The sequence below is a fragment of the Pseudenhygromyxa sp. WMMC2535 genome, assembly GCF_011083025.2.
In genome coordinates, this window is the sequence record NZ_JABJWV010000001.1 from 4,146,437 (window position 1) to 4,160,317 (window position 13,881).

Annotated in this window: 11 protein-coding genes; 6 read left to right on the forward strand and 5 right to left on the reverse strand. The window is 69.6% G+C overall.

What is annotated here, in order from left to right:
• Positions 1–102: 102 nt before the first annotated feature.
• The 3 genes from G6O69_RS16305 to G6O69_RS16315 are packed head-to-tail and all read left to right on the forward strand — an operon-like array spanning position 103 to position 4,670.
• Positions 103–2,511 carry a VCBS repeat-containing protein gene (locus tag G6O69_RS16305; RefSeq protein WP_172304422.1) on the forward strand — a complete coding sequence of 803 codons (2,409 nt, stop codon included), beginning with the start codon at positions 103–105 and terminating at the stop codon, positions 2,509–2,511.
• 21 nt (positions 2,512–2,532) lie between these two features.
• Positions 2,533–3,765 carry a nitroreductase gene (locus G6O69_RS16310; protein ID WP_172304423.1) on the forward strand — a complete coding sequence of 411 codons (1,233 nt, stop codon included), beginning with the start codon at positions 2,533–2,535 and terminating at the stop codon, positions 3,763–3,765.
• Positions 3,766–3,797: 32 nt separating this feature from the next.
• A complete protein-coding gene (locus G6O69_RS16315; protein ID WP_172304424.1) occupies positions 3,798–4,670 on the forward strand; it encodes a hypothetical protein in 873 nt (290 codons plus the stop codon).
• On the opposite strand, the gene G6O69_RS16320 is transcribed toward G6O69_RS16315, so the two are convergent.
• The 4 genes from G6O69_RS16320 to G6O69_RS16335 all read right to left on the reverse strand — a co-directional run bounded on the left by G6O69_RS16320 (position 4,643) and on the right by G6O69_RS16335 (position 8,177).
• A complete protein-coding gene (locus G6O69_RS16320) occupies positions 4,643–6,091 on the reverse strand; it encodes an amino acid permease (RefSeq protein ID WP_172304425.1) in 1,449 nt (482 codons plus the stop codon). The genes G6O69_RS16315 and G6O69_RS16320 overlap by 28 nt on opposite strands.
• A 235-nt stretch (positions 6,092–6,326) precedes the next feature.
• Positions 6,327–6,617, reverse strand: coding sequence for a hypothetical protein (locus G6O69_RS16325; protein WP_172304426.1), 291 nt, complete (start codon positions 6,615–6,617; stop codon positions 6,327–6,329).
• A 39-nt stretch (positions 6,618–6,656) separates the two neighbouring features.
• The gene (locus G6O69_RS16330; protein WP_172304427.1) at positions 6,657–7,418 is read right to left on the reverse strand and encodes a hypothetical protein; all 762 of its coding nucleotides are present in this window, start codon (positions 7,416–7,418) and stop codon (positions 6,657–6,659) included.
• Between the two features lie 6 nt (positions 7,419–7,424).
• A complete protein-coding gene (locus G6O69_RS16335; RefSeq protein WP_172304428.1) occupies positions 7,425–8,177 on the reverse strand; it encodes a hypothetical protein in 753 nt (250 codons plus the stop codon).
• 114 nt (positions 8,178–8,291) lie between these two features.
• On the opposite strand from G6O69_RS16335, the gene G6O69_RS16340 reads away from it, so the two are divergent.
• Positions 8,292–9,584, forward strand: a complete 1,293-nt coding sequence (locus tag G6O69_RS16340; protein ID WP_217909846.1) for a sialidase family protein — start codon at positions 8,292–8,294, stop codon at positions 9,582–9,584.
• Here the strand turns inward: G6O69_RS16340 and G6O69_RS16345 are convergent.
• Positions 9,558–10,628, reverse strand: coding sequence for a DNA-directed RNA polymerase subunit alpha C-terminal domain-containing protein (locus G6O69_RS16345; protein ID WP_172304429.1), 1,071 nt, complete (start codon positions 10,626–10,628; stop codon positions 9,558–9,560). The two genes, G6O69_RS16340 and G6O69_RS16345, sit on opposite strands and share 27 nt — an antisense overlap.
• Positions 10,629–10,754: 126 nt before the next feature.
• Between G6O69_RS16345 and G6O69_RS42190 the strand changes: the two genes are divergently transcribed.
• Positions 10,755–12,179 carry a GDSL-type esterase/lipase family protein gene (locus G6O69_RS42190; protein ID WP_217909847.1) on the forward strand — a complete coding sequence of 475 codons (1,425 nt, stop codon included), beginning with the start codon at positions 10,755–10,757 and terminating at the stop codon, positions 12,177–12,179.
• A gap of 93 nt (positions 12,180–12,272) precedes the next feature.
• Positions 12,273–13,880, forward strand: coding sequence for a hypothetical protein (locus tag G6O69_RS16360; protein ID WP_172304430.1), 1,608 nt, complete (start codon positions 12,273–12,275; stop codon positions 13,878–13,880).
• The last annotated feature ends 1 nt before the right edge of the window (position 13,881 follow it).

Below are 13,881 nucleotides of genomic sequence, written 5' to 3' on the forward strand. Positions count from 1 at the left end.
GTCCCCGTCACGGCAATTTTCATCGACATTCGTGGCGATGTAGGTGTAAGGGGTAGCAGATAGTACATCCCTCGCTTTTGCCTTCGTCTGCATGAGGACACCATGAACAAGCCGTCGACCCGCACCCGCACCCTCTTTTTGCCCCTCTCGCTGATCTGCCTCGCGCCGCTGGCCTGCGGTGACGACGGGCGGGCCGGCGACGATGACGACGTCGGTCTGAGCGGCAGCGGCGGGGAGAGCGAGAGCGGGACCGACGAGGGCGCCGACGAGGCGAGCACCACCTTCGACACCCTCGACGAGGGCACGGACACCGGGCCCGAGTGCTTCATGGACGCCGACTGCGTTGGCGGGGTCTGCCTCGGCGGGGCCTGCTGCGACACGGAGAGCACCTGCGGCGACGTGTGCTGCGGCGACGCCGAGGTCTGCCTGTTCGACAGCTGCATCACGCCCGGGTCCGAGTGCACGACGGCCGACGACTGCGGCGAGGACCAGTACTGCGAGCTCGGCCTCGGCGAGCCCAGCCCCGGGCCCGGGACGCCGCCGGAGGGTCTGAGCTGCACCCTGGATCTCCCGGCCACGGGCAAGTGTGTGGACCTGCCGGTGGTCTGCACCGGCTCGGCCGACGACCCCGAGGACTGCGTCGAGGCCTGCGAGGTCATGGCCGAGGCTCAGCCGCTCAACGCCGTGGCCGAGTGGCAGTGGGGGCTCGAGTCGCCGCTGCCCGAGAAGACCGACATCTGGTCCACGCCCACGGTCGCGCGGGTCTACGACGCCAACTGCGACGGCGAGTATGACGAGAACGACCCGCCCAACGTGGTCTTCGTGTCGGGCAACTCGAACCTGACCTGCTGCTCTTGCGACGGCGGCGGGACCTGCAAGGCCGGCGACCTCAACTTGCTCGACGGGCGCACGGGCGAGGCGATCTGGACCAACAGCCTGCCCGAGGAGGGCTCGACGGGCTGGTCGGGCGTGTCGGTGGCGATCGGCGACATCGACGGGGACGCGCGCCTCGACGTGATCGCGGCCACCGGCGAGGGCAAGATCGCCATGGTCGACAGCAACGGCGTGGTCCAGCGGATCAGCGATCAGATCGTCGGCAACTACCCGGGCTCCTTTGGCTGGGGCGGCGGCATTGCGATCTCCGACATGGACCACGACGGCTACCCGGAGATCGCCTACGGGCGCACGCTCTTCAGCACCACCGACAACGCGATCACGCGGCTGTGGGTCGGGACCGGGGGCACCGGCGGCGGGACCGGGCGCGAGCTCAGCCACATGGCCGACGTCGACGGCAACGGGATCGGCGACCTGATCGCCGGCAACACCGTCTACAACCTCGACGGCAGCATCTTGTGGCAAAACGCCAACGTCAACGACGGCTTCACGGCGATCGGCGACACGGACCAGGACGGCCAGCCCGAGCTGGTGGTCGTCCGCGGCGACGTGTGGATCCTCGACGCGGCGACCGGGACCATCGAGGTCGGCCCCGTCGACATCCCCTTCGAGGAGACCCGCGGCGGCCCGCCGACCATCGCCGACTTCGACGGCGACGGGGTCCCGGAGATCGGCATCGCCGGCGGCACGGTCTACGTGGTCTACGAGTCCGACCTGTCGATCCTCTGGCAGCACGAGACCAAGGACACCTCGAGCGCGGTGACGGGCTCCTCGGTGTTCGACTTCGAGGGCGACGGCTCGGCCGAGGTCGTCTACTCCGACGAGTGCTTCTTGCGCGTGCTCGACGGCTCGACCGGCGAGCTGCGCTTTGCCGCGCCCAACACGACCTTCACGGCGACCGAGGCGCTGATCGTCGCCGACGTCGACGGCGACGGCTCGGCCGAGATCGCCCGGGTCTCGAACAGCGCCAACTGGAACTGCAACACCTCGCCGTGGATCGACGGCGACCCCGAGACCGGCCTGCCCGCCTGGGTGCCGCCCAGCGACACGCAGAGCTACTACCGCGGGTTGACGATCTTCGGCAGCGCCGACAGCAGCTGGGTGGGCACGCGCACGGTCTGGAACCAGCACGCTTACAACGTCACCAACGTGTGTGATTCGGGCGATGGCGCCTGCCTCGCGCCCAACCTCTACGGCGGAATCCCCAGCTACGAGCAGCCCAACTGGCTGCTGCCCTGGCTCAACAACTTCCGGCAAAACGTGCTCGACGACGGGGTGTTCGACGCGCCCAACGCGACCGTGGACCTCGACGTGGCCTGCGGGGATCCCATGATCATCTCGGTCAAGGTACGCAACGTCGGCCTCGCGCCCTTGCCGGCGGGCGTCCAGGTCGAGGTCCGGCGCCTGCCGAGCACGGTGATCGGCACCGTCGAGACGACCAAGGCCCTCTATCCCGGGCAGATCGAGGTCATCGAGCTCGACTCGATGCTCGAGCTCGACGACACCGTCGAGTTCGAGGGCGAGATCATCATCGACCCCGAGAACAAGACCTTCGTGGAGTGCAAGGAGGACGACAACACCTCCGAGCCCGCTTCGGCTTTCTGTGGCATCGGCTGAAGCTCGGGTATTTTGCACTCGATGATTGACGGGTCGAGGAAGACCAGGGGGCCCGCGGGGGCCGAGCACCTGCTGACGAACATCGAGCGCAGCCCCAGCGGGGCCAGGGGCCCCACAGCCTCCAGCGGGGCCAGGAGCTCCTTGGGGGGCGTCTCACGGCGGATCTTCGTGTGTGGGGCCAGCGCTGGCCTCGCGGCGGCGGCCCTGGGCTGCGCGCCGGGGGCCACGCGGCAGAGCCTCAGCCCGCAGCCCCCGCCGAAGGGGGTCGATCCCGCGCTGGTCGAGATCCTGCGCCTGGCCGCGCTCGCGCCCAGCGGGCACAACGCGCAGCCTTGGTTCGTCGCCATCGAGGGCATGAACCTGAGCATTCAGCGCGACGAGTCCTGCGAGCTGCCCGCGGTGGATCCCCAAAACCGCGAGCTCGCCCTGAGCGTGGGCGCCTTCATCGAGAACCTCAGCCTGGCGGCGGGGGCGGCGGGCTTCACGGCGGAGATCGAGATCGTCGGCCAGGACCCCAAAGAAGATCACGAGCTCGCGCGCGTGAGCCTGATCCCCAGCGAGGCCAGCGGCTACAACCTCGAGCGTCTCGAACAGCGCCGGACGCTGCGCAAGGGCCACCTCGATCGCCCCCTCGACAACACGACCCTGGCCGCGCTGACCGGGCCGCTGGATCACTTCGCCTTCTTCCCCGCCGACTCCGCCGAGGGCCGGCGCCTGGCCGAGCTGACCTACGGCGCCAACGAGCAGCAGACCTGGCGCGACGACGCCCAGCGCGAGCTCGCGATGTGGATGCGCCTGGCCGACGAAGAGGTCGAGGCCCAGCGCGACGGGCTGACCCCGGAGGGCATGGAGATCCACGGCATCGCCGGGGCGGTGGTCCGCCGCTACGACAACGAGGACGTGATGTCGAAGCGCTTTCGTGAGCGCAGCTTGAAGATGGTCCGGGAGCAGCTCGACGCCTACGGCGGCTGGCTGGTGATCCGCGGGCTGAGCGGCCTCGAGGGGCTGATCCAGACCGGGCGCCAGTGGCAGCGCAGCTTCCTGCTGGCTCGGGAGCTGGGGGTGGCCTTCCACCCGATGACCCAGGCCCTCGAGGAGAAGGGCTACGTCGACCTCGTGCTCGAAGAGTTTGGCGGGTCCGGGGGCTGGCCGCAGTTCTTGCTGCGGACGAGCTTCGTCGCGCCCGAGGACTACGCCGCGCCGGTCAGTCCGCGCAAGCCGGTGGCGTGGTTCGTCGACGTCGTGGAGAGGTGAACGGATCCCGGGGCGCCCGGCAATGAGGGGGCATGCGAACACGCTTTGACTGCATGCCTCCCCGGGCGCTGGCCGCCCTCTCCCTCGTGCTCTCGCCGCTGCTGCTGGCCTGTGAGCCGCCGAGCAAGGACATCGGGCAGCTCGACGAGGACACACAGGGCGAAGCCGACACGGAGGGCGAAGCCGACACGGAGGGCGAAGCCGATAGCGAGAGCACGGACGGCGGCGAGAGCACGGACGGCGGCGAGGTCACGGACGGAGACGACGGAGAGCCGAGCGCGTGCACGAGCGAGCGAGAGCTGCTGGTCACAGCCTTCGAAGACAGCGTGGTCACCGACTACGAGTCCTGCGCGCTGATCCTGACCTTCGACTACCAGAGCCTCGCGCCCACGGGCTGGGCGGTGGTCTGCGACACCGGCGACCTCGGCCTCGACGAGGACGCGGCCCGGGAGCAGGTGACCTGGCAGGGGACGGACATCAGCGACGCCGAGGACACGGGCAGCTTCTTGTTCTACGTCCCGCCCGGCGACTTTGGCGGGGCCAGCTGGATCAGCAACCAGGCGGGCCTGCTCTTCGAGGGCAGCATCATCTGGTCGGGCGTCGGTGAGCTCACCTACCCCGAGCTGGAGGATCCGGCGGCGCTCGGCGAAGGCTGCGAGCACCCGAACATCTTCCTCGAGGTCCAGGCCAGCTACGACCTGTCCGTGGGCGATGCGCCGGCGGAGCTGTCGAGCGAGGTGCTCGAGCAGGTCATGGACGCGGTGCAAGACACGGCCGTGTTCATGGCCCTCGCAGACCTCGAGCTGCTCAGCGGGACGCAGGTCGAGGTGCTCCGCTACGCGCCCGCGGTGGGCGAGGTCCTGGAGGAGTCCATGCGCTACGTGGTCGTGCTCGAGTCGCTCTGAGCCGGCTGCCTGGGTGCTCGCGGCCTGCGAAAGCGCAGCAGGTAGAGCACCCAGGCCGCGAGCATCCACGCCGCGCCGATCGCCGCCGCGGCGCGGACCTCGGGGTCGAGCCAGGCGCCGATGATCACCCCGAGCTCGGCGACGCCGAAGAGCAGGGGGACGAGGGGAAAGCCGGGCATGCGGACGGGCCGCTCGGCGTGGGGGCGCTGGCGAGCGAGGACCAGCGAGGCCAGGCCGGTGAGCATGAAGAACACCGCGTCGACCAGGACCACGCCGGTGAGCAGGCGGTCGAGGCCCTCGGGGCCGGCGATCAGCAGCAGGGCCACGGCCATGGCGCTGAGCAGGGCGATGGCCGGGACCGGGGTCCCGCGGGTGGCGTGGACGCGGGCCAGGCCAGGGAAGAGCCGGCCGTCGCGGGCCAGGGCGAGGAGCAGGCGCGGGCCGGTGAGCAGCTGGGCGTTGAGCACCCCGAGGGCGGAGACGGCCACGGCCAGGGCGACGGCGCGCCGGCCTGGATCGGCGTAGACGACGGCGACGGCGTCGGCGGCCAGGGTCTCGCTGCTGGCGACCCCGACGTCGCCGAGCAGCGCCAGGTAGGCCCAGTTGGCCAGGAGATAGACGAGGATCACCGCGATCACGCCGGCGAGGATCGACAGCGGCAAGTTGCGCTCGGGGGCCTCGACCTCGCCGCCCATCCACAGCACCTGCTGCCAGCCGCCGAAGGTGAACAAGGTCGGGACCAGGGCCGCGGCCAGGCCGGCGAGGGGATGCAGAGGTGGGCGCGAGGGCGGCGGGCCCGAGGCCAGGTCTGAAGCGAGGCCAGGAGCGAGGCCGCCAGAGAAGAGCGGCTCGAGGCCAGGCTCGGGGCCGGGCGCGGCGAGCAAGGCCACGGCGCCCACGGCCAGCAAGGTCGCGAGCTTGGCGACGACGGTGAGGTTTTGGATCCGCGCTCCCCAGCGCAGGCCCGCGGCGTTGGCCAGGGTCACGCCCAAGGTCAGCCCGAGGGCGCAGGCCAGCGTCGCCCCGGCGCCGAGTACCTCGCCGCGCAGGCCGACGGCGAGGTTGTCCACGCAGACCAAGGCGATCACCGCGATCGAGCCGGCCTGGGTGGCGGTGGCGTTGCAGATCACATAGACGAAGCCCGTGGCCGGGCCGTAGGCGTCGCGCAGGAGCTCGTACTGGCCGCCAGCGCGGGGGACGAGGGCGCCGAGCTCCGCGAAGGTCAGGGCGCCGAGCAGCGCGATCACGCCGCCGATCACCCAGGCCAGCATCGCCATGTCGGCGCTCCCGGCCAGGGCGGCGACGCGGCTGGGCGTGAAGAAGATGCCGACGCCGACGATCGCCCCGATCACCACGGCGGTGGCGTCGATGGCCGAGAGCTCGCGACGAAGCCCCTGCTCGTCTCTGCCCGCGTCATCCACCGAGGCGAGGGTAGCAGGCGCACCCATTCATCGGGGGCAGATGTCGGCTGCGGGCGCTGGCGCTCGCCTCGGCTGCCCCGATCGCGGGCTGTGGCACAGCGCGAGCCTGGGGCGCTCGACGGGGGTTTTGGGGGGGGGCGCTCGTGGCTCTGACCTGGCGCCCGGGATCGCGGGCGCGAGGGAGTCGAGCGACCGCTCGGGATCTGGCGAGGGCGGGGTCTGGGGAGGGGCGGGCTCAGGCGAAGGCGGGCATCGCCGAGGCCGGCGTGTCCCAGTCGCTCACGGCCCGACGCACGGGCTCGTCGAGCTCGACGGGGACGAGCATCAGGATCGCCGTGGTCAGCTCTTCGCGCTCGGGCTGAAACAAGGTGGCGATATAGCTGTAGCCCCGGGTCTCGAGCAGATCATCCGGTTCGCTGTGGATGATCTCCCCTCGGTCGTCGAGCCACAGGGTGCGGTGACCGCTGTAGCAGGCCAGGTCCAGGACCAGTTCATCGATGCGGGCCTCGAGAGCGGCGAGCTGCATGCGAGGACCGTGGCACGTCCGCGCCGACGACCCAAAAAATCAGCGTAGACACTCGTAGGGGTTTTGCGTGCAGCTTGGCGAGCCCTGGCCGCTCAGGCACTCGTAGGCGTTGACCAGCTCGTTGATGCCGTCAGCGTCCGAGGAGCTCTCGCACTGCGCGTAGCAGTTTTGCAAGCTGAGCTCGAGGTCCGAGGACAGCGAGAGCTCGCCGGGGGGCGCACCCGTGAACAGGCAGTGATAGAGCCACGTGCAGCTGAGGTTGCACTCGTCTTGGACGAGGACGACGTTGCCGGGGGCGGCCGGCTTTCGGACCTCGCGCAGCGCCGACCACGGCGCGGCCATACACTCGGTGAGCTCGCCGCAACTCGAGCGCTCGCCGCAGGCCAGGAGCTGGTCGCGGGCCGCGGCGTCGGCCGGCGCGTGGACGCAAAGGTCGAGGCACTCGAGCTCGAGGTGGCTGGCGCTGGAGCCGTGCGCGGGGTCTTCGTCGCGCAGGCAGTCACCGAGCTGGCCACAGGCCCGCTCGCAGGGGCGGCGCTCGTCCGCGGCGAGGGTGACCACCGCGACGGGCTCGCCCGCACGCAGGGCGAAGGCGGGGCGCTGACTCGAGCTCGGGGCGCGCGAGCCCGAGGCTGCGCCCTGGTCCCCAGCTGCGCCCTGGGAGGCCGCCCTGCCCTGGGCGTCGCGCGAGCCCGTCGCGGTAGTCACCCTCGCCGCGCCTGGCCCGTCCTTGCCCGCGCAGGCGATGGCGATGGCGAGCGCGGGGGCGAAGACGACGACGATGAGCTGGCGTGTGCGCATGGGCTCCTAGTTGAGGAGCGAGGAGCACTCCCACTGCTCCGTGCAATTGCTGACGTCGGTGCAGGCCGCGAAGCCGGTGATGAAGGGATCCGAGGGATCACAGGAGTCCAGGCAGCTCTGGACGTCGCGCCGGTACTGCTCGTCGCCGCTGCTGTCGGTCATCGAGCCGCGCGGGGTGTTGAAGTACATGCACGAGTAGAGCCCCTCGCAGGTCAGGCGGCAGGGGTCCTGGACGGCGTAGTCGACGGTCGTGGCCAGGGTGTGCTCGTCTCGCCAGTGGCGGTGCGCGCAGGCGAGCAGGGGATCGCACTGGCCCTCGGCCTCACAGCCGCGAAATTCCTGGCCGGCCGGGTCCTCGGTGGTCGCGCAGATCGACAGGCAGGACAGCTCGAGGTGGCTGGCCGAGCTGCGCGAGCTGCCCTTGTCGACGAGGCAGTCGCTCACGCGCCCGCACAGGCGCTCGCACACGCCGGCCTGGGCCGAGTCGAGGCCGACCACGGCGATGAGCTGGGTGGGGGTGGACGAGCGGCCGCCGGTCGCCGAGCTGGCCCTGGCCCCGTGGTGAGCGCCCTGGCTGGTCTGGGACCGCGTCGCGTCGGCCTGGCTCGTGGCTCCAGCCGAGGGCGCGCTCCCTCGCGAGCCCTCGGCTGGGGCCTGTCCACCGTGCCCGCACCCGGGCGCGAGGACCAGGGCCGCGAGGGCGAGCCACGGCCGCGGCAGCGCGGCCATGGTGGGGCGGGGCGGTCGGGGGCGGCGCACGCCCCGAGTCTACACGACGTCGACGACAGCAGCGCGCGCGCAGCTTCGCGGCGTGGCCCTCACCCCCTTGCCGGGTCGGCGCTGCGCCGCGCCGCGAGCCCTAGACTGGCCCCCATGCGAAGCGTCAACGAGACCCCCCAGAGCCCTCGCGTTGTTCAGACACGGCCGCCGCGTCCGCGGCGAGCGCTGCGCTTGGTGGGCTTGTGCCTGGCCCTGGCCGCCTGCGACGGCGAGCTCGATCTCGACGACGAGGACGAGCTGATGGACGAGTCGGAGCAGCAGCTGCGCGCTCAAGACCACAGCTCCATGATGCTCTTCGACCCGGACACGGACGCCTACAACATCAGCTACCACAGCTTCCGGATCCCCTCGATCGTGCGCACCGCCAACGGCACGCTGATCGCCTTCGCCGAGGGCCGACAGTGCTCGGCGGCCGACCACGGCAACATCAACCTGGTCTACAAGCGCTCCTTCGACCACGGCAAGACCTGGACCTCCCTGAGCGAGGTCGTCGGCACGGGCGCGGGCACCTGGGGCAACCCCACGGCGGTCGTCGACGACGACACCGGGCGGGTGTTCTTGTTCATGTCGTGGAACGCCAGCGACAAGAGCCAGTCGGCCAACACCAACCCCTGCACCGGCGCCGCGACCACGGCCGTGGGCGTCGGGGATCGCCCGGTCAAGCTCGCCTACAGCGACGACAACGGCGCGACCTGGTCGACGCCCGTGGACATGACCTCGACCCTCCAGCCACCCGGCACGGCCTGGGACGCCGTCGGCCCCGGCGTGGGCATCCAGCTCAGCGTCGGCGCCAACGATGGCCGCCTCGTCGTCCCCGCCATCGGCCGCAACATCTACAGCGACGACCACGGCGCGACCTGGGACTATGAGACCATCCCCTCGGGGACCAGCGAGGGCACCATCGTCGAGCTCTCCAACGGCGACCTGCTGCGCAACGATCGCGCCGTGGGCTCGGTCTGGAACACCGCCAAGCGCCGCTGGCTCTCGCGCGGGACCATCGAGGGCGGCTTCGAGACCTTCTACCCCCACGGCACCCTCTACGACCCGCGGGTCGAGGGCTCGGCGATCCGCTACACCGGCTCCTCGCCGCACCGGATCTACTTCCTCAACCCGGCCTCGACGGTCTCGCGCTGCAAGATGCGGGTGCGGATCAGCTACGACGACGGCGAGACCTGGCCGATCAGCCGCCAGCTCCACGACACCCTCACCGCCCAGCAGACCTGCGACCAGAACCTGGGCGGCTACTCGAGCATGACCAAGACCGCCGACTATCACGTGGGGGCGCTGGTCGAGCGCATCGAGTCGGGGAGCGGGGGGCACCGGGGGATCGAATTCCACCGCTTCAACCTGTCGTGGATCCTAAACGGCGCGTCCGAGCCGATCTGATCCTAGGAGCCCTGGTCGAGAGGACTCGGTTTTGGCCGGTCGCATGGCCGAGCAGCCTGAAGCTACACACCACAGGAGAGGGGCGATGCCGCCCAGCGTGGTTGGTCCCAGTCCCCGAAATTCACGCAGCTCGGCCTCGGAGTGGCGGACGAGGTCGCGGACGCTCTGCAGGTCCTCGCGGGTGCAGTGGGTCAGGATGCGCGTCGGGAGATCGAGCTCGGGGTAAGCGATGGGGAGCTCGAGGATGTGCGCGGGCAAGCGCTCGGGGAGCTCGGCCCAGCTCAGCTGATCGAGCTGATCTTGCGGAGGAGGGGGTGCAGAGTCAGCGGCGGTTTTTTCGCCGTCGGGCCAGCTCAGCGCGCCCTCTCGCAGCGCCATCGCCAGCTCGTCGAGGGTCTCGCCAGGGGCCTCTCGCTGGAGCACGGCCTCGAACTCGCGCAGCGAGGTCCGACCAAAGCCGCGCAGCTCGAGCAACCCTTCGCTGCCGAGGGAGACGGCCTGATGCACGTACTCGAGCCGCTCTCGATGAAACACATTGGTGGTGCGCGCCGAGAGGTGAAAGTGGGCGAGGGGGCGGGACAGGAGCAGGCCGCGGAGCTCCTCGGGGGTGGAGCCCGCGTCTTCGGGGGCGAGCGCCTCCAGCCAGCTGCGCAGGGTCTTGGCCCGGCGAAGGCGCGTCGCAGGTGCCAGCTGAGTGAGCGCGTCCAAGAACGCCTCTGCGCTGGAGGGGTCGATTCTCCACAGCGAGGTCTTGGCCCAGCGAGCCCAGGTCACGCCGACCTCGCTGCGCGAAAAGCAGTCTCGCAAGAAAGCCTGGGGGTCGCCGCTCGACTCGACGAAGTCGACGAGCTGCTGCGTGGGCTGTCCCGAGGTGTCAATGAGCTCGAGCAGGCGCGCGGCCGTGCGGTAATAGAGCGCGTCCCGGCCGCTGAACAGCAGCTCTTGCAGGGGCTCTTGTTGGAAGTGCTGCAAGACCGCGTACTCGAGGGCACGCTCGACGCGGTCGGCTTGGGGGACTGCAGAGGGCTGCAGAAAATCGCTCATTGCAAGGCCGAAGAGTACCCCAGGTTTGTCGATGGTCCTTCGTCATTATGGGGGTCTCGACCAGCCGCGCTGGCGACCACGCGATCCGCTTGACAGCCGATCGCTCCCGGGTGATCTCGTCTAATCGTGACCTCCCCCCGCATCCTCCCTTCGGCCGCCCGGTCCCTCTCGCTCGCGCTCGCGCTCTTCGCCGCCGGCTGCTCGAGCCCAGAGTCCGGCCGAAGCGCAGGCCCGGACCCCGCCGAGGTCCACGAGCCGGCCGCCGACGCCGACGCCGACGCCGACGCCGATGCAGACGCCGCGGAGCCCGAAGGTGAGCCCGAGCAAGTCGCCGCCAACACCCCGCCAGCCCCCGCCGAGCCGCCGCCGCCCGCCTACGAGCCGCGACCCGAAGACCTGATCGAGGACGTCCATCAGCCGCTCGAGAACCCCGAGGCCCTCGCGCCCTTCTTCGACGCGCTCAAAGCCGTGGACGAGGGCGAGAAGCGGGTCGTTCGGGTCGTGCACATGGGCGCGTCGATGATCGGCGCCGACGATCTCCCAAGCGTGCTGCGCGAGCGCTTCCAGACCCGCTTTGGCGACGGCGGGGCGGGGCTCGTGCTCCTCGCCCGCTACATGCCCAACTACCTGCACCGCTGGGTCAAGCTCAAGGCCTCGGGCTGGGAGCACTGCTACATCGCCTACAAGTGCTACAAGGACGGGCACTACGGCCTGGGCGGGACGGCCTTCTACTCCAAGGGCGGCGCCGAGACGACGATCTCCACGCGCAAGGACGAGCTCGGCGACGAGGTCTCGACCTTCGAGCTGTGGTATCTGGCGCGGCCCGGCGGCGGGCGCATGGGCGTGCGCGTCGACAAGGGCGAGCGCCAGGTCATCGACACCTCGGCCGACGCGACGGAGCTCGAGGATCGCTACTACCGCATCGACGTGCCCCGGGGACCGCACGAGATCGAGGTCACCAGCTTGGGCTTCGGCTCGGTCCGCGCCTACGGCGTGCTGCTCGAGACCGACGGCCCCGGCCTGGTCTGGGACCAGTTCAGCAAGCTCGGCGTGTTCACCAACCGCGTACTCGAGTGGGACGCGGACCACCTCGCCGGGCAGATCGCCCACCGCGACCCGGATCTGCTCGTCTTCACCTACGGCGGCAACGACTCGCGGCGCGTGGCCAGCGGCAAGCTCAGCAAGGACGAGTACGTCGCCGAGTACACCCAGGTGATCGAGCACGTGCGCCGCGGCAAGCCCGGCGCGGCCTGCCTGGTCACGTCGATCAGCGATCGCGGCAAGTCCCTCGAGCTCGACATCCGCCCGGAGCACGTCGAGGTGCTGATCACCGGCCAGCGCGAGGCCGCGGCCAAGGCTGGCTGCGCCTTCTTCGACATCTACACGGCCATGGGCGGCGGCGGGAGCATCTACGAGTGGCGCAAGCGCAAGCCGCCGCTGGCCGCCGGGGACCTCAAGCACCTCAACCACGCCGGGCGCGTGCTCGTGGGCGGGTGGATCTACGACGCGGTGATCTCCGCCTACGTGGACTACCGGCGCGAGCACGGCTGAGGTCGGCGCGGGCTCCCTTTCGCTGCGCGCGAGCGGCGGCTGCCAGGGATCATGGGGCTTGTCCCTCGATCGGGACTTGTGCAGACTGCGGCTATGTCGCCCCTCTATCAGCAGGTGCTGCTGTTCCCCGATCGAGCGGAGAACTTGGGGCGCTTTTCGGCCTACAAGGTCCGCTTCGAGCACTGGCACCCGCTCTCGGATCCCTTCAAAGCCTGCTTTCGGGAGGTCTACGAGCGAGGAAGCGCGGCCATCTTGCTGATCCATGGGGAGCAGGGGGCCGGGAAGACGCTGTTCGCGCGGCGCTTGCAAGCCGACTTCGACCGCTGCTTCAACGCGGAGCATGGCACGCCGAGTGACAACCTGTGGCACGCGCTCGTCGGAGAGCCCGGGAATCCAGGTGTCGTGCAGACGGCGACGAACTCGACCACGGTCCAGACCATCAACGCCCAAAATGGCTGGCTCGACGCGCTGGTCGAGCGTTACGAGCGCCCCGAACACCGTGCCCGGGTGTTCATCGCCGATGACGTCCACAAGGCTGGCTTCTTGCGAAGTTGGGCGGGCCTCAACCAGGAGGCTTTTTTACGGACAGGGAAGGAGGCGGCCTTGCCGGCGATCGCCGAGCGCATGGTCGAGCTGTGCCGAAATCAGCTCCGGCAGTCTCTATTCGTGTTTTTCTCCGTGGATGCCGAGCTGATGCTCGGCCTACACGAGGCGATCGAAAAGACGCACCGGGGGCTCTCGCGGACAATTGAACTCCCGCTCCCAGAGGCCGAGATCAAGGAAGAGATCGTCCGTCAGAACACCAATTCGCTCAATTCTCATAGCTATTGGTATTGTCTCGATGGGGCGCGACCAGAGGGGCGGGAGTATCTCTACGAAGTCCTGCACGACAAGCGAGGGTTCACGGATACCTTTCGGGCTGTCGACGATGCGCTGCGGACGACGGTCTCCAACCGCCCGGGGCGCCCAGCAAACCAGAACCTGCTCACGCTGTGCACGCTGGCCTCTTCGACCTCCGACGCGAAAGACTTCATCGCTGCGAGGGAGCTGCCCTTGGAGGAGGAGTACTTCGGGGAGCACATCGCGGTATGGTCGACGGCTCGCTCTTCTTGGGCATCCGCGCTGGTGACGGGCGCTGACGCGAAGCTCGCTCGTCAGGCAGCGTTGGTCGAGTCGGAGTTCGCCTTTCGTTGGGTCGCGTTCGGGCCGCGCGCGACTCGGTCTTTGAAAAAAGGTCTCGTTCCCAGCTTGGACGACAAGCTCCTGGAGATCGTGAAGTTCGCGCCCTCCGTCGGGAAGCCCAAGGAGACCCAGAAGATGGCCGAGCTCATCGAAGCGGTGGACGAGGAGCTCGGCGAGCTCGACGTTGCCGCGCTGGGGGTGAATGCGTTCATGGACGAGCTGGAGCGTCTTGGCCAGCGACGAAGCGTCGTTTACGAGCCGATGATCGCCGAGCACTTCTCGTCCTACAGCCGCGGATTTTCCGCGTACCCCAAGTTACGTCCCGACCTGATCCTGGCCGAGTACGAGCCTTGCGCCATCGCCTCCACTGCGGGGACGTCCGATGCAATCACCCGCGCGATCTCCCGGAAGTCCCGCTCGGTCGAGTTCACGAGCTTCATGGGGGATGGTCTCGGCGGGCTCGAAGGCTATCTCCGGCACAAGATTTCCAAGTACGCGGAGATGCTCGAGTCTGTGTGAA

Bases quoted from the DNA above. Each gene is read 5' to 3' on its own strand.
- G6O69_RS16315 (WP_172304424.1), top strand. From the start codon at position 3,798: ATGCGAACACGCTTTGACTGCATGCCTCCCCGGGCGCTGGCCGCCCTC.
- G6O69_RS16305 (WP_172304422.1), top strand. From the start codon at position 103: ATGAACAAGCCGTCGACCCGCACCCGCACCCTCTTTTTGCCCCTCTCG.
- G6O69_RS16330 (WP_172304427.1), bottom strand. From the start codon at position 7,418: ATGCGCACACGCCAGCTCATCGTCGTCGTCTTCGCCCCCGCGCTCGCC.
- G6O69_RS16345 (WP_172304429.1), bottom strand. From the start codon at position 10,628: ATGAGCGATTTTCTGCAGCCCTCTGCAGTCCCCCAAGCCGACCGCGTC.
- G6O69_RS16340 (WP_217909846.1), top strand. From the start codon at position 8,292: ATGCGAAGCGTCAACGAGACCCCCCAGAGCCCTCGCGTTGTTCAGACA.
- G6O69_RS16360 (WP_172304430.1), top strand. From the start codon at position 12,273: ATGTCGCCCCTCTATCAGCAGGTGCTGCTGTTCCCCGATCGAGCGGAG.
- G6O69_RS16325 (WP_172304426.1), bottom strand. From the start codon at position 6,617: ATGCAGCTCGCCGCTCTCGAGGCCCGCATCGATGAACTGGTCCTGGAC.
- G6O69_RS16310 (WP_172304423.1), top strand. From the start codon at position 2,533: ATGATTGACGGGTCGAGGAAGACCAGGGGGCCCGCGGGGGCCGAGCAC.